General features: G+C 55.4%; 17 protein-coding genes. 14 read left to right on the top strand and 3 right to left on the bottom strand.

All coding sequences use genetic code 11. The features are described from left to right. Positions 1 to 44: 44 nt before the first annotated feature. Both focA and ycaO read right to left on the bottom strand, forming a co-directional pair. Positions 45 to 902 (bottom strand): formate transporter FocA, encoded by an 858-nt coding sequence (gene focA, locus HMPREF1144_RS15045; RefSeq protein WP_004849465.1) that lies wholly within the window; start codon positions 900 to 902, stop codon positions 45 to 47. A 386-nt stretch (positions 903 to 1,288) separates the two neighbouring features. Then, the gene (gene ycaO / locus HMPREF1144_RS15040) at positions 1,289 to 3,049 is read right to left on the bottom strand and encodes a 30S ribosomal protein S12 methylthiotransferase accessory factor YcaO (RefSeq protein WP_009653290.1); all 1,761 of its coding nucleotides are present in this window, start codon (positions 3,047 to 3,049) and stop codon (positions 1,289 to 1,291) included. A 114-nt stretch (positions 3,050 to 3,163) separates the two neighbouring features. On the opposite strand from ycaO, the gene HMPREF1144_RS15035 reads away from it, so the two are divergent. The 13 genes from HMPREF1144_RS15035 to HMPREF1144_RS14975 all read left to right on the top strand — a co-directional run bounded on the left by HMPREF1144_RS15035 (position 3,164) and on the right by HMPREF1144_RS14975 (position 18,242). After that, positions 3,164 to 3,856, top strand: coding sequence for a DUF421 domain-containing protein (locus HMPREF1144_RS15035; RefSeq protein WP_004849469.1), 693 nt, complete (start codon positions 3,164 to 3,166; stop codon positions 3,854 to 3,856). Positions 3,857 to 4,042: 186 nt separating this feature from the next. Then, entirely contained in the window at positions 4,043 to 5,131 is a 1,089-nt protein-coding gene (serC, locus tag HMPREF1144_RS15030) for a 3-phosphoserine/phosphohydroxythreonine transaminase (protein ID WP_004849472.1), read from the top strand. 73 nt (positions 5,132 to 5,204) lie between these two features. Next, positions 5,205 to 6,488 carry a 3-phosphoshikimate 1-carboxyvinyltransferase gene (aroA, locus tag HMPREF1144_RS15025; RefSeq protein ID WP_004849473.1) on the top strand — a complete coding sequence of 428 codons (1,284 nt, stop codon included), beginning with the start codon at positions 5,205 to 5,207 and terminating at the stop codon, positions 6,486 to 6,488. Between the two features lie 292 nt (positions 6,489 to 6,780). After that, on the top strand, positions 6,781 to 7,464 hold the full coding sequence (gene cmk, locus HMPREF1144_RS15020) for a (d)CMP kinase (RefSeq protein ID WP_004849475.1): 684 nt from the start codon (positions 6,781 to 6,783) through the stop codon (positions 7,462 to 7,464). 137 nt (positions 7,465 to 7,601) lie between these two features. Further along, a complete protein-coding gene (gene rpsA, locus HMPREF1144_RS15015) occupies positions 7,602 to 9,275 on the top strand; it encodes a 30S ribosomal protein S1 (RefSeq protein ID WP_009653307.1) in 1,674 nt (557 codons plus the stop codon). A 150-nt stretch (positions 9,276 to 9,425) separates the two neighbouring features. Then, complete coding sequence (gene ihfB / locus HMPREF1144_RS15010) at positions 9,426 to 9,713, top strand: integration host factor subunit beta (RefSeq protein ID WP_004100704.1); 288 nt, start codon at positions 9,426 to 9,428, stop codon at positions 9,711 to 9,713. A gap of 215 nt (positions 9,714 to 9,928) precedes the next feature. Beyond that, entirely contained in the window at positions 9,929 to 12,184 is a 2,256-nt protein-coding gene (locus tag HMPREF1144_RS15005) for a ComEC family protein (RefSeq protein WP_009653267.1), read from the top strand. 45 nt (positions 12,185 to 12,229) lie between these two features. Further along, positions 12,230 to 13,978 (top strand): lipid A ABC transporter ATP-binding protein/permease MsbA, encoded by a 1,749-nt coding sequence (gene msbA / locus HMPREF1144_RS15000; RefSeq protein ID WP_004849478.1) that lies wholly within the window; start codon positions 12,230 to 12,232, stop codon positions 13,976 to 13,978. Continuing rightward, a complete protein-coding gene (gene lpxK, locus HMPREF1144_RS14995) occupies positions 13,975 to 14,955 on the top strand; it encodes a tetraacyldisaccharide 4'-kinase (RefSeq protein ID WP_004849480.1) in 981 nt (326 codons plus the stop codon). The genes msbA and lpxK overlap by 4 nt, the downstream gene beginning before the upstream one ends. Positions 14,956 to 15,000: 45 nt before the next feature. Then, positions 15,001 to 16,230, top strand: a complete 1,230-nt coding sequence (locus tag HMPREF1144_RS14990) for a winged helix-turn-helix domain-containing protein (protein WP_009653305.1) — start codon at positions 15,001 to 15,003, stop codon at positions 16,228 to 16,230. 52 nt (positions 16,231 to 16,282) lie between these two features. Further along, positions 16,283 to 16,465, top strand: a complete 183-nt coding sequence (locus HMPREF1144_RS14985) for a Trm112 family protein (RefSeq protein ID WP_009653293.1) — start codon at positions 16,283 to 16,285, stop codon at positions 16,463 to 16,465. Continuing rightward, positions 16,462 to 17,208 (top strand): 3-deoxy-manno-octulosonate cytidylyltransferase, encoded by a 747-nt coding sequence (kdsB, locus tag HMPREF1144_RS14980; protein ID WP_032748911.1) that lies wholly within the window; start codon positions 16,462 to 16,464, stop codon positions 17,206 to 17,208. Before HMPREF1144_RS14985 ends, kdsB begins: the two co-directional genes overlap by 4 nt. 140 nt (positions 17,209 to 17,348) lie before the next feature. Next, positions 17,349 to 18,242: a YcbJ family phosphotransferase gene (locus HMPREF1144_RS14975; RefSeq protein WP_004849488.1), complete on the top strand. Its 894-nt coding sequence runs from the start codon at positions 17,349 to 17,351 to the stop codon at positions 18,240 to 18,242. Here the strand turns inward: HMPREF1144_RS14975 and elyC are convergent. Next, entirely contained in the window at positions 18,219 to 18,998 is a 780-nt protein-coding gene (gene elyC, locus HMPREF1144_RS14970; RefSeq protein ID WP_009653263.1) for an envelope biogenesis factor ElyC, read from the bottom strand. The two genes, HMPREF1144_RS14975 and elyC, sit on opposite strands and share 24 nt — an antisense overlap. 121 nt (positions 18,999 to 19,119) lie before the next feature. On the opposite strand from elyC, the gene cmoM reads away from it, so the two are divergent. After that, entirely contained in the window at positions 19,120 to 19,899 is a 780-nt protein-coding gene (cmoM, locus tag HMPREF1144_RS14965) for a tRNA uridine 5-oxyacetic acid(34) methyltransferase CmoM (RefSeq protein ID WP_004849490.1), read from the top strand.

Raw genomic sequence — 19,899 nt, 5'->3', positions numbered from 1 at the left:
CTACCTTCTTAAGTGGATTTTTTATTTACTGCCTGAAACAACCCTTAGTGATGGTCGTCGCCACGCAGGTAAATGACCCAGTATGTCAACCCAACCAGCAGACCACCGCCGATGATGTTCCCGATAGTTACCGGAATCAGGTTATCAGTGATGAAGTTCATGACGGTCAGGTGAGAGAAACTTTCCGGAGTTGAACCGACAGCGGTCCAGAATTCCGGGCTTGCAAAGTCGCGGATAACGATACCCAGCGGGATCATAAACATGTTCGCGATACTATGCTCAAACCCGCTGGCAACAAACATTGCCACCGGTAAAACCATAATCATGGCTTTATCCATCAGGCTGCGGCCGGAGTAGCTCATCCATACCGCAAGGCAGACCATCAGGTTTGCCAGGATACCCAGGCACACGGCTTCAACAAAAGTATGGTGCATTTTGTGGTCGGCGGTTTGCAGAACGTTAAGTCCCCATTGACCGTTGGCAGTCATATATTCGCCTGAAAGCCACATCAGCAATACAAAGAGTAAGCAACCAATCAGGTTACCAACATAGACGTTGAGCCAGTTTTTCGCCAGTTGACCCCACGTGATTCTTCCGCTGGCTTTCGCGACAACGATAAGAACGGTTGAGGTAAACAGGTCGGCACCGCAAATAACGCAGAGAATCAAACCTAGTGAGAAGCAGATGCCTCCAATCAGTTTGGCAACCCCGAATGGCATCCCGGCCGTGCCGGTTGTCGCGGTAATATAGAAAACAAAAGCGATAGAGATGAAGACACCTGCGGTGATCGCCAGATAAAACGTCTTTATCGGATGTTTTGTCGCTTTATAGACACCCGCTTCTTCGGCGACTTTCGCCATGGCAGCAGGGAGTAAAAGATCAAAAGGGTTGTCAGCTTTCACACTAACTCTCTCTTTATGTAAGTTGGCGGTGAGATACTAACAAAGCATTATAGAAGGGAATTTGATGTAGATCATATCCTACCGGAACTATAGGCCTTTTGAGTGTGTGGATTTGCCCCGATGTTGCTTTAGGTTGTTGTTTTTTAATAAAAAAATAAATTTTAAAATTTACAAATAATGTTGATTATTTTCATTTTACCCCCGTTTTTCGGTTAATTAAAATGGGGTATTTTTATTAAAATTAACAATATTTGCGGTGGGATTTTATTATTTCTCACCACTAATTAACTTTATGACTACAATCGGGCCTTGGGGTTGCGGAAAGCATAAAAAATGGGGGCCTTTGCGGGCCCCCATCATAGGGTTATTCAGGCAGTAAAGCGCGCTTATTTACCCCAAAATGCTGCTTTTGCGCGCTGCAGCTTTTCGTAGGCTTTCAGCAGCGACTGATGAGCCGGGAACGCGAGCAGGTCGCTGTCTACTGCCTGCAGGCCGTAGAACGGCGCTTCTCCGCTCAGCGCGGCGCTGGCGGCTTCTACGGCATCGGCGCCGTACATGCGTATAAAAGCGTTCAGATACTGCAGCGGCTGGCGCTCCTCTTCCTGGCTCAGCAGCAGCAGGGTTTGCAGGCAGCGGTAGTAATTGGCGCGCTCGGCGCTAAAGATTGAAGCGTTGAACTCCATGGTCCACTCGGTCCAGATGAGCGCCTGCTCGAGATCGCCGCCCGCCAGCGCGAGCATGGCTTTCAGCTCGCCAACGCGCAGCGTATACCAGCCGTTGTCTTTGCCGGTCGCCAGACCCAGCAGTTCGCGCACGCGGGTGAAGTCATCAAGGCCTTCATCGTCCATTTGTTCGATAAGCGCCAGATAATCTTCTTTTTCCCACTCGCTTTCCGGCAGGGAAAGAATCGTTTCCCGCAGAGGCGCGCCCATGCTGTTATTCGCCAGCCAGAGGTCTTCCGCCGGATAAATATCAGACATGCCCGGGACAATGATGCGGCAGGCGTAGACGCTCAGGTGTTCGTAATCGGCGATGTAAACTTCTTTATCTTCTTGTTTAAAGATAGCCATCAGGGTGGCGAACTCTTCCTCCGTGGTTCCGGAGAAGCTCCAGTCCACGAACGGGTAGTCGGCATCCTGCTTAAACATATCCCAGGAGATCAGGCCGCTGGAATCGATAAAGTGCGTTTCAAGGTTCGCATGTTCGGCGACCTCTTCATCATCGAAGGTGGGCGGCGTGAAGACGTCGAGATCTTTCAGGCTGCGGCCCTGGAGCAGTTCGGTAACGGTACGTTCCAGCGCCACGCCGAAATCGGGATGCGCGCCGAAAGAGGCGAAACAGGTGCCGTTAGCCGGGTTAAACAGCACGACGCAGATAACCGGATATTTGCCGCCGAGCGAACCGTCATAAGCGAAAATCGGGAAACCTTCGGCCTCCAGCTTATTGATCGATTCGACTACGCCCGGATCGCGCGCCATCACCTCCGCCGGGATCTCCGGCAGGCTGATGCTTTCGGCGATAATGCGGTTTTTAATATGTCGTTCGAACACTTCTGAGAGGCCCTGAACGCGGGCTTCGTTGCGGGTGTTACCCGCGGACATTCCGTTAGAAACGTACAGGTTGCCGACAATATTCATCGGAATATAGACCGTTTCACCATCAGACTGGCGGGTGAACGGCAGACCGCAGACGCCGCGATCGTCATTCCCTGACTGCAGATCGACCAGCATGCTGGCGGTTAACTGATCGTCAGGATCGTAGAACGCGCGCAGGCGGGTATCCAGCAGGCCTTCCGGTACTTCGTCATCGTCGGTTAACGGGAACCATTTTTCATTGGGATAGTGAACGAAGGGACCGTTGGCGATAGTCTCGCCCAGCCAGAAGTCGGCAAAGAAATAGTTGGTCGAGAGGCGCTCAAAGTACTCTCCGAGCGCGGAGGCCAGCGCGGCTTTTTTGGTGGCGCCTTTGCCGTTGGTGAAGCACAGGGCGCACTCTTTATCGCGGATATGCACTGACCAGACGTGCGGAACCGGGTTGAGCCATGAGGCCTCTTCAATATCGAATCCGAGGTCGTGCAACTTCTGCTGGAAGCGAGCGATGGAATCTTCCAGGGCGGCATCTTTGCCGGGAATAAATGTTTGAGTCATGGCAGTCACTTTTATCGTACGTAAAGCGCGCAATGATACGGGTTTTAGATGACGGGTGCTATCTCCATCGTCTGGCTATGCTTATGTCACTCAATAACTGTTCAGGCGTTAATCATGAAGACATTTGACTGGCATCGTATGGCACTGGATAAAGTGCCCGTGGAATTTCTGGCCGAGGTGGCATTACGGAGCCTCTACACCTTCGTACTGGTATTTATTTTTCTCAAGATAACCGGGCGGCGGGGCGTTCGTCAGATGTCACTGTTCGAAGTGCTCATCATTTTGACCCTCGGTTCGGCCGCGGGCGACGTCGCATTCTATGATGACGTTCCGATGCTGCCGGTACTGGCGGTTTTTATCACTCTGGCCCTGCTGTACCGATTGATTATGTGGCTGATGGGGCATAGCGAAAAACTGGAAGATCTGCTGGAGGGTAAGCCGATTATTGTTGTGGAAAACGGCGAGTTGGCCTGGGAGAAACTGCAGGCGGAAAACATGACCGAATTTGAATTTTTTATGGAGCTGCGAATCAGCGGGGTTGAGCAACTGGGGCAGGTGCGGCTGGCTATTCTGGAAACCAACGGGCAGATCAGCCTCTATTTCTATGAGGATGACGATGTTAAAGCCGGACTCTCCATTCTTCCTTCCCGCTTTACCGATCGTTTTACCACGATACCCCGGAACGACGAGTATGCCTGCGTTCGCTGTAGCGCAATCCTTACGCTACGAGCCGGGGATAAACAATTATGCCCTCGCTGCGCAAATGCAGAATGGTCGAAGGTCAGCCGGGCAAAAAGAGTCACCTGACAGCAATTATGTCGGTTTTATGACGTCAAGCTGGCAGATTCTTTTGTGTGAGCGAGGCCGCATTTCCCCGACGCTCAGTTTTAGCCATTGCGGTGCGTGTCACTGAATGATAAAACCGATAGCCACAGGAATAACTTATGCCCGCGACGGTTCGCGGGTAAATAACATAGCAAGTGGTGAGGGGAAATGGCTCAGGTCTATAACTTCAGTTCAGGCCCGGCAATGCTGCCGGCGGAAGTACTCAAACTGGCACAAAAGGAACTGTGCGACTGGAACGGTTTGGGGACGTCGGTGATGGAAATCAGCCACCGTGGTAAAGAGTTCATTAAGGTGGCTGAAGAAGCGGAACAGGATTTTCGCTCCCTGCTCAATATTCCTTCCAACTATAAAGTTTTATTCTGCCACGGCGGCGGTCGCGGACAGTTTGCCGGTATCCCGCTGAACCTGCTTGGCGATAAAACCGTTGCCGACTACGTCGATGCCGGCTACTGGGCGGCCAGCGCGGTAAAAGAAGCGCATAAATACTGCACGCCCAACGTGATCGACGCCAAAATCACCGTTGACGGCCTGCGCGCGGTTAAGCCGATGAGCGAATGGCAGCTGACCCCTGGCGCGGCCTACCTGCACTACTGCCCGAACGAAACCATTGACGGTATTGCCATTGAAGAAGCGCCAAACTTTGGCGACGATGTGGTCGTCACGGCGGATTTGTCATCGACGATTTTATCCCGTGAAATTGACGTCAGCCGCTATGGCGTGATCTACGCGGGCGCGCAGAAAAACATCGGTCCCGCAGGTCTGACGCTGATTATTGTGCGCGAAGATCTGCTGGGTAAAGCCAGCGTAGCCTGCCCGTCGATTCTTGATTACTCCATCCTGTCCGCTAATGACTCCATGTTTAACACGCCGCCGACGTTTGCCTGGTACCTGTCAGGTCTGGTGTTTAAATGGCTGAAAGAGCAGGGCGGCGTTGCCGCTATGGATAAAATCAACCAGCAGAAAGCCGACCTGCTGTATAGCACCATCGATAACAGCGGTTTCTATCGCAACGATGTCGCTGCGGCGAACCGCTCGCGCATGAACGTGCCGTTCCAACTGGCGGACAGCGCGCTTGATAAACTGTTCCTCGAAGAGTCCTTTGCCGCAGGTCTGCATGCGCTGAAGGGCCACCGCGTGGTGGGCGGCATGCGTGCTTCCATTTATAACGCCATGCCGCTGGCGGGCGTGAAGGCGCTGACCGACTTTATGCAGGACTTCGAACGCCGTCACGGTTAATCGCCGCCGCGTTTTTTCATCCCCGCAGCCGGTCTGCGGGGTTTTTATTCTGTTTGTTTGAGAGTTGAGTTTAATGGAATCCCTGACGTTACAACCCATCGCACGCGTAGATGGCACGATTAACCTGCCCGGGTCCAAGAGTGTCTCTAACCGTGCCTTGCTGCTGGCGGCTTTGGCCCGCGGCACGACGGTGCTGACCAACCTGCTGGATAGCGACGATGTACGCCACATGCTGAATGCCCTGAGCGCGCTGGGAGTTCATTACACCCTGTCTTCCGATCGTACCCGCTGTGAAGTCACCGGCAACGGCGGCCCTCTGCAGGCGGCTGAAGCATTAGAATTGTTCCTCGGTAATGCCGGAACGGCGATGCGTCCGCTGGCGGCGGCGTTATGTTTAGGCCGTAACGATATTGTGCTGACCGGCGAGCCGCGAATGAAAGAGCGGCCGATTGGCCACCTGGTTGACGCGCTGCGTCAGGGCGGGGCGCAGATTGATTACCTGGAGCAGGAAAACTACCCGCCGCTGCGCCTGCGCGGCGGTTTCAGCGGCGGCCAGGTTGAAGTGGACGGCAGCGTTTCCAGCCAGTTTCTGACCGCGCTCCTGATGACCGCCCCGCTGGCGCCTCAGGATACCGTCATCGCGATTAAAGGCGATCTGGTTTCCAAACCTTATATTGATATTACGCTGCACCTGATGAAAACCTTTGGCGTTGAGGTTGAAAATCAGTCTTACCAGCGTTTTATCGTACGCGGCAATCAACACTACCGCTCGCCGGGTGACTACCTGGTTGAAGGCGATGCCTCCTCGGCATCCTACTTCCTCGCCGCCGGCGCGATTAAGGGCGGGACGGTGAAAGTCACCGGTATTGGCCGCAACAGCGTCCAGGGCGATATCCGTTTTGCCGATGTGCTGGAAAAAATGGGCGCAACCGTTACCTGGGGCGATGACTTCATTGCCTGCACCCATGGTGAACTGAACGCCATCGATATGGATATGAATCATATTCCGGATGCGGCGATGACTATCGCCACGGCAGCCCTGTTCGCGAAGGGCACCACGACGCTGCGCAACATCTATAACTGGCGTGTCAAAGAGACCGATCGTCTGTTTGCGATGGCCACGGAGCTGCGTAAAGTGGGGGCAGAGGTGGAAGAGGGGGAGGATTACATCCGCATTACTCCGCCCGCGAAGCTCCAGTTTGCTGAGATCGGCACCTATAACGACCACCGTATGGCAATGTGCTTCTCGCTGGTGGCGCTTTCCGATACGCCGGTCACCATCCTTGATCCGAAGTGTACGGCGAAAACGTTCCCGGACTACTTCGAGCAGCTGGCGCGAATCAGTACGCTGGCCTGAATAACGCGCGTTTAAGGTAAAAACGCCGGCCATCGTGTCGGCGTTTTTTTATGCCCGCGTGTTAAACCGGCAAGCCCTGGCACAGTACATTCGCGCTGGCATCGCCGCAGATTAACGGTAAAACGGCATCATCTTCCGGGCTGTTGCTCTCTCAGCCCGCTATAATTGCACAATTCTTCCACAGGAGATTTCCTGTTATCCGTAATTTACAAGCAATGCTCACTTTCCGTCGAAGAGATGCGTATAATGCGCGGCGTTTATATATTGATGCGCCTTGCTGAAGGAGAAAAAGATGACGGCAACAGTTCCGGTAATCACCATTGATGGGCCTGGCGGTGCGGGCAAAGGCACCTTATGCAAGGCAATGGCAGAAACGCTGGGCTGGCATCTGCTCGACTCTGGGGCGATTTATCGCGTGCTTGCTCTCGCTGCGCTACATCATCATGTGGATGTTGAATCCGAAGAGGCGCTGGTGCCGCTGGCTGCGCACCTGGATGTTCGTTTTGTCTCCACTAACGGTAGCCTGGAAGTGGTACTGGAGGGGGAGGACGTTAGCGCTGAGATTCGCACTCAGGATGTTGCCAACACGGCCTCTAAAGTGGCGGCTTTTCCCCGCGTGCGTGAAGCGTTGCTGCGCCGCCAGCGGGCCTTTCGCGAATTGCCAGGCCTGATCGCCGACGGACGCGATATGGGCACCGTCGTATTCCCTGATGCGCAGGTGAAAATTTTCCTTGACGCCTCCGCGGAGGAACGTGCTCATCGCCGCATGCTTCAGTTGCAGGAGAAGGGCTTTAGTGTTAACTTTGATCGCCTTTTATCCGAGATAAAAGAGCGCGACGATCGCGATCGCAATCGTACAGTCGCGCCGCTGATCCCGGCTGCCGATGCTTTAGTTCTTGATTCAACAGAACTAAACATTGAGCAAGTGATTGAAAAAGCGCTACACTATGCGCGCGAAAAACTGGCTTCCGCTTAATCGTCTTATCGATAAAGCACAACAGCCTCCAAATTTTAGCAGTACCCCCGCAGCAATGGAGTGTTAGCGGGTATGTTAAACAACCCCATCCGGCATGGAGCCAGGTGGACGTTAAATATGAAACCTGAAGATTAAACATGACTGAATCTTTTGCTCAACTATTTGAAGAATCCTTAAAAACAATCGAAACCCGTCCGGGTTCCATCGTTCGTGGTGTTGTTGTTGCTATCGACAAAGACGTAGTACTGGTTGACGCCGGTCTGAAATCTGAGTCTGCCATTCCGGCAGAGCAGTTCAAAAACGCCCAGGGCGAGCTGGAAATCCAGGTTGGTGACGAAGTTGACGTTGCTCTGGATGCAGTAGAAGACGGCTTCGGTGAAACCCTGCTGTCCCGTGAGAAAGCTAAACGTCACGAAGCTTGGATCACGCTGGAAAAAGCTTACGAAGACGCTGAAACTGTAGTCGGTATTATCAACGGCAAAGTTAAAGGTGGCTTCACTGTTGAGCTGAATGGTATTCGTGCGTTCCTGCCGGGCTCCCTGGTAGACGTTCGTCCGGTGCGCGATACGCTGCACCTGGAAGGCAAAGAGCTTGAATTCAAAGTCATCAAGCTGGACCAGAAACGTAACAACGTTGTTGTTTCTCGTCGTGCCGTTATCGAATCCGAAAACAGCGCAGAGCGCGATCAGCTGCTGGAAAACCTGCAGGAAGGCATGGAAGTTAAAGGTATCGTTAAGAACCTCACTGACTACGGTGCATTCGTTGATCTGGGCGGCGTTGACGGCCTGCTGCACATTACCGATATGGCATGGAAACGCGTTAAGCATCCGAGCGAAATCGTAAACGTTGGCGACGAAATCACTGTTAAAGTGCTGAAGTTCGACCGCGAACGTACTCGTGTATCTCTTGGCCTGAAACAGCTGGGCGAAGATCCGTGGGTAGCTATCGCTAAGCGTTATCCGGAAGGTACCAAACTGACCGGTCGCGTGACCAACCTGACCGACTACGGCTGCTTCGTTGAAATCGAAGAAGGCGTTGAAGGCCTGGTTCACGTTTCCGAAATGGACTGGACCAACAAAAACATCCACCCGTCCAAAGTTGTTAACGTTGGCGATGTAGTGGAAGTTATGGTTCTGGATATCGACGAAGAACGTCGCCGTATCTCCCTGGGCCTGAAGCAGTGCAAAAACAACCCATGGCAGCAGTTCGCGGAAACCCACAACAAGGGCGACCGTGTTGAAGGTAAAATCAAGTCTATCACTGACTTCGGTATCTTCATCGGCCTGGACGGCGGCATCGATGGCCTGGTTCACCTGTCTGACATCTCCTGGAACGTTGCAGGCGAAGAAGCAGTTCGTGAATACAAAAAAGGCGACGAAATCGCAGCAGTTGTTCTGCAGGTTGACGCAGAGCGCGAGCGTATCTCTCTGGGCGTTAAACAGCTCGCAGAAGATCCGTTCAACAACTGGGTTGCACTGAACAAGAAAGGCGCAATCGTAAACGGTAAAGTCACTGCAGTTGACGCTAAAGGCGCAACCGTAGAGCTGGCTGACGGCGTTGAAGGTTACCTGCGCGCTTCTGAAGCTTCCCGTGACCGCGTTGAAGATGCAACTCTGGTTCTGAACGTTGGCGACGACGTTGAAGCTAAATTCACCGGCGTTGATCGTAAAAACCGCGCAATCAGCCTGTCTGTTCGTGCGAAAGACGAAGCTGACGAGAAAGATGCAATCGCAACTGTTAACAAACAGGAAGATGCAAACTTCTCTAACAACGCAATGGCTGAAGCTTTCAAAGCAGCTAAAGGCGAGTAATCTTAGTCTTTCGGGTTACAACAACCTGAATTACGACGAGTTTACTTGACAGATTGCAGGATTCGTCCTGTAATCAAGCACAAAGGGCGGCTACGGCCGCCCTTGTTTAAGCTGTTAGCTAATTTTGCCTTGAAGGAAACCGGAGGAATAATGACCAAGTCAGAATTGATAGAAAGACTTGCCAGCCAGCAATCTCACATTCCTGCGAAAGCAGTGGAAGATGCTGTTAAAGAAATGCTGGAGCATATGGCCTCAACGCTTGCTCAAGGCGAGCGCATTGAAATCCGCGGTTTCGGCAGCTTCTCTCTGCATTATCGAGCACCCCGCACCGGGCGTAACCCAAAGACTGGCGATAAAGTTGAACTGGAAGGTAAATACGTTCCCCACTTTAAGCCGGGCAAAGAATTACGCGACCGCGCCAATATTTACGAAGAGTAAGTTTCGCCGATCGGCGACAACATACTTAAACGTTAAAAAAGCACCTTCGGGTGCTTTTTTTATGCCTTTAAATCTCTCTTTGAAGTGACCTCGCAAAACGCGGGTTCTGTTGCGTTAACGCGGTAGATTTTGCGGATGGCGCGGCGCAGTTCCTTTCCTTGCCTGGCGACACTCTCCCCGTTTAGCGTAACACTCCCTCTGACAGGGAGGTGCTAATGCGTTTACCACAACTTGCCGGCTGTGTGATTATCGGTATTCTGCCGCTGCTCTGGTTGCCAGTGCTGCCCGGGCGGTGGGTTATCTGGGGGCTCATGACCCTGGCGCTACTCATTGCGCAATGTCGACGCAGACCTGCGCAATACGCGGCATTGATAACGCTGTTTTTTGTCTGGGGAGCCCTAAGCGCAGGCGAGGTGCTGTGGCCGACGGAGAGGTTAACGGACGGGAATCGCCAGGTTGACGTTGAGCTAACCGCAACGGACGGGCAGACAACGCATCAGGGGAAGATTATCCGTCTGGATGGGCGACGGCTGTTTCCTGCGCCAGGGATTAGCCTCTACGGCAGCTACCTGCCAGAAACGCCCTGCGCAGGCCAGGTTTGGGCGATGACGCTGCGCGCGCGTCCGGTACACGGACAGCTCAACGATGGCGGGTTTGATAGTCAGCGCCATGCATTGTCGCAGCATCGTCCGTTAACCGGACGCTTTATCACCGCTGACGTTCGGGTGCGGACCTGTAGTTTGCGGGCGCGTTATCTTGCTTCGCTGAATCAAACGCTGAACGCGTTGCCGTGGCAATCGGTGATGCTAGGGTTAGGCATGGGGGAGCGTCTGGCAATACCGCGCGAGATAAAGACCCTGATGCAGGAAACCGGGACATCGCACCTGATGGCGATTTCTGGCTTACATATCGCGCTAGGGGCTTCATTGGGCTGGTTGCTGCTCAGAGGTGTGCAGTTTTTTCTCCCGTGCCGCTGGCTTGGCTGGCGGGCGCCGCTGCTCGTTGGTCTCGCAAGCGCGATTTTTTACGCCGGGCTGACCGGCATGCAGCCACCCGCATTGCGCACCTGCGTCGCGCTGTCCGCTGGCTGCGCGCTGCGGCTATCCGGAAAACGCTGGTCGCCATGGCAGCTATGGGTCTGCTGCATTGGCGCAATACTGTTTGCCGATCCGCTGGCGGTGTTGTCCGAAAGCCTCTGGCTCTCCGCATTTGCCGTTGCGGCGCTTATCTTCTGGTATCAGCTGGCGCCGATGCCGGGCGGCAAAAGGAGCGGGCTACTGCGTCAAAGCCTCGCGTTATGCCATCTGCAGATCGGTTTAATGTTTTTACTTGCTCCTCTACAGATCGCACTTTTTCACGGCATCAGCCTGACGTCCGTGCTGGCCAACTTGATTGCCGTGCCGCTGGTGACCTTTGTCGTTGTCCCGCTAATTCTGACCGCGATGTTTTTACACCTCTGCGCGCCGTTTATCATTGAGATGGCGGTCTGGCAATCGGCGGACCGTGTTCTGGCTGCGCTATTCTGGTTCTTACGACAGCTGCCGCCCGGCTGGCTGGCGCTGGATGCGCGCTGGCTTGGGATAAGCTTGCTGCCGTGGCTGGCGTTAATCGTCTGGCGTTTTCATGCGTGGCGCACGTTGCCCGCGTTTTGTTTAGCATTTCTCGGGCTATTGAGCTGGCCATTCTGGCGGAGTACGGCTGCTAACGAATGGCGAGTCACCATGCTGGATGTCGGGCAGGGGCTGGCAATGGTGATTGAACGCGATGGCGCGGCGCTTCTCTATGATACCGGCCTGGCCTGGCCCGAGGGAGACAGCGGTCAGCAGATCATTATTCCCTGGCTACGCTGGCATCATTTGCAGCTTGAAGGCGTCGTTCTCAGCCACGAGCATCTCGATCACCGCGGTGGGCTAAATTCGGTGTTAAAGGCGTGGCCCCGGATATGGGTGCGAAGCCCTTTAGGCTGGGCGGGTCATTTAGCCTGCCAGCGCGGAGAAACCTGGCAGTGGCGGGATTTAACCTTTCGCGCGCTCTGGCCGCTGCCCGGAGCGACAGCGCAGGGGAATAATCGCTCGTGCGTGGTGCGTATTGATGACGGTAAACATAGTATTCTGCTGACCGGGGATATCGAAACGCCCGCGGAACGGGCGATGATTAGCCGTTACTGGCAGCATCTTACGTCTACACTTATCCAGGTCCCCCACCACGGCAGTAATACCTCGTCGGGAATCGCCCTGCTGCGGAGCGTTGGCGGAGAAGCTGCGCTGGCTTCCGCTTCGCGCTATAACGCATGGCGCATGCCATCAACCAAAGTGATTCAGCGCTACCGAAAACAGAGTTATCAGTGGTTCGACACGCCGCATCAGGGGCAAATTACGGTGGTTTTTTCTCCGGATGGCTGGCAAATCCATGGCTTACGGGATCAAGTTTTACCGCGATGGTATCATCAGTGGTTTGGCGGGAACGCGTAGAACGGGTAGAATATGCGGCTATTTCAACACAAGCTGGTTTATTGAATGCAGAACGATAAAGATCTCTCCACGTGGCAGACCTTCCGCCGACTCTGGCCGATTATAGCGCCGTTTAAACCCGGGCTAATCGTGGCAGCGGTAGCGTTAGTGCTTAACGCGGCTAGTGATACCTTCATGCTATCGCTTCTTAAACCGTTATTGGATGATGGTTTTGGTAAAACGGATCGCTCGGTGCTGATATGGATGCCGCTGGTGGTGATCGGGTTGATGGTTCTGCGCGGCATTACCAGCTACGTTTCGAGCTACTGTATCTCCTGGGTTTCCGGCAAGGTCGTGATGACGATGCGCCGTCGTTTATTCAGCCACATGATGGGGATGCCGGTTGCCTTCTTTGACAAACAGTCCACCGGGACGCTGCTATCGCGTATTACCTATGATTCCGAGCAGGTCGCGTCTTCTTCCTCCAGCGCGCTGATTACCGTTGTGCGCGAAGGCGCGTCGATTATTGGCCTCTTCGCGATGATGTTTTATTACAGCTGGCAGCTGTCATTGATTCTGATCGTGCTGGCGCCGATCGTGTCTATCGCGATTCGCGTGGTCTCGAAGCGTTTTCGTAATATCAGCAAGAATATGCAGAACACCATGGGCCAGGTGACGACCAGCGCAGAGCAGATGCTGAAAGGGCATAAAGAAGTGCTGATGTTTGGCGGTCAGGCCGTCGAAACCAAACGTTTTGATAAAGTCAGCAATAAAATGCGCCTGCAGGGGATGAAAATGGTCTCCGCGTCGTCAATTTCTGACCCGATTATTCAGCTGATCGCCTCTCTGGCCCTGGCTTTCGTGCTCTATGCTGCCAGCTTCCCGAGCGTAATGGAGACGCTGACGGCGGGTACCATCACCGTTGTCTTCTCTTCAATGATCGCGCTGATGCGCCCGCTGAAATCACTGACTAACGTCAACGCGCAGTTCCAGCGCGGGATGGCCGCTTGCCAGACGCTTTTCGCTATCCTTGACTCCGAGCAGGAGAAAGATGAAGGCACGCGGGTTATCGAACGCGCGAAGGGCAACCTCGAATTTAAAAACGTCACCTTCAGATACCCGGGACGCGAAGTCGCCGCGCTGCGCAATATAGACCTGAATATTCCGGAAGGGAAAACCGTGGCGCTGGTAGGGCGCTCGGGTTCGGGTAAGTCGACCATCGCCAGCCTGATTACGCGTTTCTACGATGTCGATGATGGGCAGATCTTACTGGACGGCCACGACCTGCGTGAATACACCCTGAGCTCCCTGCGCGATCAGGTTGCGCTGGTGTCGCAAAACGTTCATCTCTTCAACGATACCGTAGCGAATAACATCGCCTACGCGCGTACCGAAGAGTACAGCCGCGAGCAGATAGAAGAAGCTGCTCGTATGGCTTATGCCATGGACTTTATCAACAAAATGGACAATGGCCTGGATACGATTATCGGCGAAAACGGCGTTATGCTTTCCGGCGGTCAGCGCCAGCGTATCGCTATCGCTCGCGCCCTGCTGCGTAACAGCCCGATACTGATCCTCGACGAAGCCACATCGGCGCTGGATACCGAATCGGAACGCGCTATTCAGGCGGCGCTGGACGAACTGCAGAAAAACCGCACCTCGCTGGTGATTGCCCACCGTCTGTCGACGATTGAGCAGGCCGACGAGATCGTGGTGGTGGAAGATGGCCAGATCGTTGAACGCGGCAGCCATACTGATCTGCTTGAGCACAAGGGCGTTTACGCCCAGCTGCATAAGATGCAGTTCGGCGCATGATTTCACGCATCTGGTCCGGTGAGTCGCCCTTATGGCGGCTGCTGCTTCCGCTCTCCTGGCTCTATGGCCTGGTGAGCGGGTTGATACGGCTGAGCTATAAACTGGGTTGGCGAAAAGCCTGGCGATCGCCGGTGCCGGTGGTGGTGGTGGGTAATCTGACCGCGGGCGGTAATGGTAAAACGCCGGTTGTCATCTGGCTGGTGGAACAGCTCCAGCAGCGCGATATTCGCGTTGGCGTCGTTTCACGCGGCTACGGCGGTAAAGCGGCGAGCTATCCGCTGCTGCTGAATACGGCAACCCCCACAGCGGAAGCGGGCGATGAGCCAGTGCTGATTTACCAGCGTACCGGCGCGCCGGTTGCCGTCTCGCCGGTACGCAGCGATGCGGTACAGGCCCTGCTCGCCGCCCACGATCTTCAGCTTATCGTCACAGACGATGGCCTGCAGCACTATAAGCTGGCGCGCGACAAAGAAATTGTGGTGATTGACGGCGTGCGCCGTTTTGGCAACGGCTGGTGGCTGCCTGCCGGCCCCATGCGCGAGCGTGCTTCGCGTTTACGCAGCGTGGATGCGGTTATCGTTAACGGCGGTCTCGCCCGTCCGGGAGAGATCCCAATGCAGCTTCGCCCCGGGCAGGCGGTAAATCTGCTGACCGGCGAACGCCGGGATGCGGCGGCGTTGGACAACGTGGTGGCGATGGCCGGAATCGGCCACCCGCCGCGCTTCTTCGCCACCCTTGAAAGCTGCGGCGTCAGTCCGGTAAAAACCGTCGCCTTAGCCGATCATCAGGCATTGGCGCAGAGCGCAGTCGCCGCGCTGGCGACGCCGCAGCAAACCCTGCTGATGACCGAAAAAGATGCGGTGAAGTGCCGCGAATTTGCTCAGGCAAACTGGTGGTATCTTCCGGTCGACGCGATAATGACTGACCAACGCGCGCAGCGGTTGCTCACGGACTTAGTTACCCTGGCGCAACGCTAATTGTCGTATCACCGCTTGCGCCGGAACCCTTAACGGAGAAGCTGCATGCCGGTATTGTCCCTCTCGCTTAAAGAAGCCCGCCATCTTCACCTTGCCGCTCAGGGGCTGCTAAAAAAGCCCCGTCGCCGCGCAAAGCCTTGGGATATTCTGCAGACCATTAAGCAGATGTCCCTGCTGCAAATCGATACCATCAACGTTGTTGCGCGCAGTCCTTATCTGGTGCTGTTTAGTCGCCTCGGCCACTATCCGCAGCGCTGGCTGGACGAGGCGCTCCGCGCCGGTGAGCTGATGGAGTACTGGGCGCACGAAGCCTGCTTTTTACCGCGCAGCGACTTTTCACTGGTGCGTCACCGCATGCTGACGCCGGATAAAATGGGCTGGAAATATCACAAAGCGTGGATGACCGAAAACGCCGAGAGCATTCAGGCGCTGTTGGCGCATATAGCCGAAAATGGCCCGGTTCGCTCGGCCGACTTCGAGCATCCGCGCAAAGGCGCCAGCGGATGGTGGGAGTGGAAACCGCATAAGCGCCATCTTGAAGGCTTATTCACAGCCGGTGAAGTGATGGTTATCGAGCGGCGTAATTTTCAGCGCGTTTACGATCTGACGCAGCGGGTCATGCCGGACTGGGACGATGAGCGCGACGGGCTCTCTCAGGAGCAGGCTGAAGCCATGATGTTACGTAATAGTGCTCGCAGCCTGGGGATTTTTCGCGCGCAGTGGCTGGCGGATTATTATCGTCTGCGTCAGCCCCCGCTGCCGCTACTGCTGGCGAGCTGGCAGGAGGAGGGGCTGGTGGTGCCGGTTAACGTTGAAGCGCTGGGCGAAATGTGGCTCCACCGTGATGCTCTGGCGCTGCTGGAATCTTCTCCCGGCGGTAGGCTCGCCGCCAGCCGCAGCGCGGTGCTTTCGCCTTTCGATCCGGTCGTCTGGGATCGCAAACGAGCGGAACAGCTGTTTAACTTTACCTATCGCCTGGAGTGCTACACGCCCGCGCCGAAACGGCAGTATGGCTATTTCGTATTACCGCTGCTGCACCAGGGGAGACTGGTTGGCAGAATGGATAGCAAAATGCACCGCAAAACCGGCGTTCTGGAAATTATCGCCCTGTGGCTGGAGGAGGGCGTCAAGGTGACGTCGGGTCTGGAGAGCGGGCTAAAACGCGCCATTGATGATTTTGCCCTCTGGCAGGACGCCACGCGGGTGAGCTGCGGGAAGCTGCCGGCGGAACTTTTTGCCGGGCGGCAACAGGGTTGGGAAATTGACGCTGCCTGAGCCCACGTGTGATATGCTGCTGAAGAATCTATTCGGTCCATCTGGAGGAATCATGGATCACCGTTTACTTGAAATTATCGCCTGTCCGGTTTGTAACGGTAAGCTGTATTACAGCCAGGATAAGCAAGAACTGATCTGCAAACTTGATCGCCTGGCTTTTCCGCTGCGTGAAGGCATTCCCGTACTGCTGGAAACCGAAGCCCGCCCGCTTCCTGTAGAAGAGGGCCAGTCATGAGTTTCGTGGTTATTATCCCCGCGCGCTTTGCTTCTACCCGCCTGCCAGGGAAACCGCTCCAGGATATCAACGGCAAGCCGATGATTGTCCATGTTCTGGAACGCGCTCGCGAATCCGGGGCCGAGCGGATTATCGTTGCTACCGACCATCCAGACGTGGCCCGCGCGGTGGAAGCCGCCGGCGGTGAAGTCTGCATGACCCGTGAAGATCATCAGTCTGGTACCGAACGCCTGGCCGAGGTGGTTGAAAAATGCGCCTTCAGCGATGACACCATCATTGTGAATATTCAGGGCGATGAGCCGATGATCCCGCCCGCGATCGTGCGCCAGGTAGCCGAGAATCTGGCTGCCAGCACGAGTGGTATGGCAACCTTAGCGGTGCCAATCCACGATGCGGAAGAGGCGTTTAATCCTAATGCGGTGAAGGTTGTCATGGATGCTGAGGGCTACGCGCTCTATTTTTCCCGCGCCACCATTCCGTGGGATCGCGATCGTTTCGCTAAATCCCGCGAGGCTATCGGTGATTCGCTGCTGCGTCATATCGGTATTTATGGCTATCGCGCCGGTTTTATCCGTCGCTATGTGAGCTGGGCGCCGAGCCCGCTGGAGCAAATAGAGATGCTCGAGCAGCTGCGCGTGCTGTGGTATGGCGAGAAAATCCATGTCGCGGTGGCGGAAGTGGTTCCCGGTACAGGTGTCGATACGCCGGAAGATCTGGAGCGCGTCCGCGCGGAGCTGCGTTAATCCCCCCATCCCCTCCGCCAGGAGGGGATATCCTCAGGTCGTTTTTCCATACTTTTTACGTCAATTTTGATCTTACCCGATGACAACCCCGGCCCAGGCGCTCATTATGAAACCGGTAGTATTCATAGGGGTAATCAGAAATGGAACAGTTGCGTACCGAGCTGAGCCACCTGCTGGGTGAAAAACTAAGCCGCGTGGAGTGCGTCAGCGAGAAACCGTCGTCGGCGCTGTGGTCGCTATATGATGCACAGGGAAACCCAATGCCGCTGCTGGCGCGCAGCTTTACGACGCCGGGGATAGCGCGGCAGCTGGCGTGGAAAATATCGACTCTCGCGCGAAGCGGCACCGTCCGTATGCCGGTTGTCTACGGCGTAATGACGCATGAAGAGCATCCCGGCCCCGATGTTCTGCTGATCGAACGGCTGCGCGGCGTCTCGGTTGAAGCCCCCGCCCGCACGCCGGAGCGCTGGGAGCAGCTGCAGGAGCAGATCGTTGAAGCGCTGCTGGCCTGGCATCGTCAGGATAGCGGCGGCTGCGTCGGGATGGTCGATAGCACTCAGGAAAATCTCTGGCCGTACTGGTACCGCCAGCGCGTGGAGGTGCTATGGAGTACGCTGAATCTTTATCAGGATACCGGCCTGACGATGCAGGACAAACGCATCCTGTTCCGCACCCGCGAATGCCTTATGGATTTGTTTAAAGGTTTCAATGATAACTGCGTGCTGGTACACGGTAGCTTCACGCTGCGCAGCATGCTTAAAGATCCGCGCAGCGATCAGCTGCTGGCGATGGTGGGGCCGGGCATGATGCTCTGGGCGCCGCGGGAATACGAGCTTTTCCGTCTGGCCGAGAGCGGTCAGGAAGAGGAGCTGCTGTGGCACTATCTGCGCCGGGCGCCGGTGGCGGAAGCGTTTCTCTGGCGGCGCTGGCTGTATCTGCTGTGGGACGAAGTGGATAATCTGGTGAATACCGGACGCTTTGACCGCGTCCGGTTTGACCTGGCGGCAAAATCAATCCTGCCCTGGCTCGCCTGAAGAACCTTTTAGCCACTGCCAGATGCGGCCTAACGTTTCGTAACCCACCCGATCGCTATGCATGAGCCAGACGGGCGAAGGAATTGCCCGCTCCCACGGGTTAAGCGGTGACTCAATCGCCAGCTGGTTGGCCGGCGCGGGCAGGGGAGTTAGCCCGGCGCGGCGAAAGAAAATCATCGCCCGCGGCAGATGAGAGGCGGAGGTGACCAGCAGGAACGGCGCATCGCCTATCGCCATCTTCACCGCAGCGGCTTCCTCTTCGGTATCTTTGGGTTTATCCAGGACAAGGATTTCGCTGCGCGGTATGCCCAGGCTCTCTGCCACTCTGGCCCCGGCTTCTGCTGTACTGACCGGATTTGTTTTTGCCGCTGCGCCGGTAAAGATGAGTTTCGCGCCCGGATTTTCATACCACAGGCGGATCCCCTCCGTCAGCCGCGGCAGGCTATTATTGATGAGATTGGAGCTGGGCGCCCAGTCCGGGTTCCAGGTGTAGCCTCCGCCAAGCACGACCACGTACTGCACGCGCTTTTCATCTCGCCACGTTGGGTACTTATCTTCAATTGGCTTGAGCAGGCTATCGGCGACCGGTTGCAGGCTCAACAGCAGCAACAGCAGCCAGCCGAGGCTGACGCAGAGCTTGCCGGTGCGCTGGAAACGGCTAAACCACAGCAGGGCTATGCCGAGCGCAATGAGCAGCAGCAGCAGGGGAAGCGGCAGCATCATACCGCCTAAAACCTTTTTCAGCGTAAAAAGCATGCCGTACGGTTCCTTTTTTAACCATATAACCAAAGATATGCCCGGATCTTACAACAGATCGCTTCATTCTCCGCGCGGGTATGACAAAATAGCGGCTTTGTGTTGGCGTGTGGAGTCACCCGTGCAGGATCGTAATTTCGATGATATTGCTGAAAAGTTTTCGCGCAATATATACGGCACCACCAAAGGCCAGCTGCGGCAGGCGATCCTCTGGCAGGATCTGCAACCGCTGCTGGACCGGCTGGGGCCTGGGCCATTGCGAGTTCTTGACGCGGGCGGCGGCGAAGGGCAGACGGCGATCAAAGTGGCGGAAATGGGGCATCACGTCACGTTATGCGATCTCTCTGGAGAAATGGTGGCTCGTGCCAGGCAGGCGGCTGCCGATAAAGGTGTGATCGACAACATGCATTTTGTACAATGCGCGGCTCAGGATATTGAGCAGCATTTGGAAAGTCCGGTCGATCTGATACTGTTTCATGCGGTGCTGGAGTGGATAGCCGAACCACAGGCGATGTTGCGTACCCTGTGGTCGATGCTGCGCCCCGGCGGCGCGTTGTCGCTGATGTTCTACAATGCTAACGGTCTGTTGATGCACAATATGGTCGCCGGAAATCTCGACTATGTGCAAATCGGCATGCCGAAAAAGAAAAAACGCACGCTGTCGCCGGACTATCCGCGCGATCCGCAGCAGGTTTACGGCTGGCTGGAAGAGATTGGCTGGCAGATTACCGGCAAGACCGGCGTGCGGGTGTTTCATGATTATCTGCGTGAAAAACACCAACAGCACGATAAATTTGCGGCGCTGCTGGAGCTGGAAACGCGCTACTGTCGCCAGGAGCCGTATATTAGCTTAGGCCGTTATATTCACGTCACCGCGCTTAAGCCGCAGATGCAAGGATAA

The sequence above is a fragment of the Klebsiella sp. OBRC7 genome (genome assembly GCF_000293135.1).
In the GTDB taxonomy this organism is placed as follows: Bacteria; Pseudomonadota; Gammaproteobacteria; order Enterobacterales; family Enterobacteriaceae; genus Klebsiella; species Klebsiella michiganensis.
Note: the sequence above shows the minus strand (reverse complement) of the source record. Positions and strands in the feature narration are given on the sequence as shown.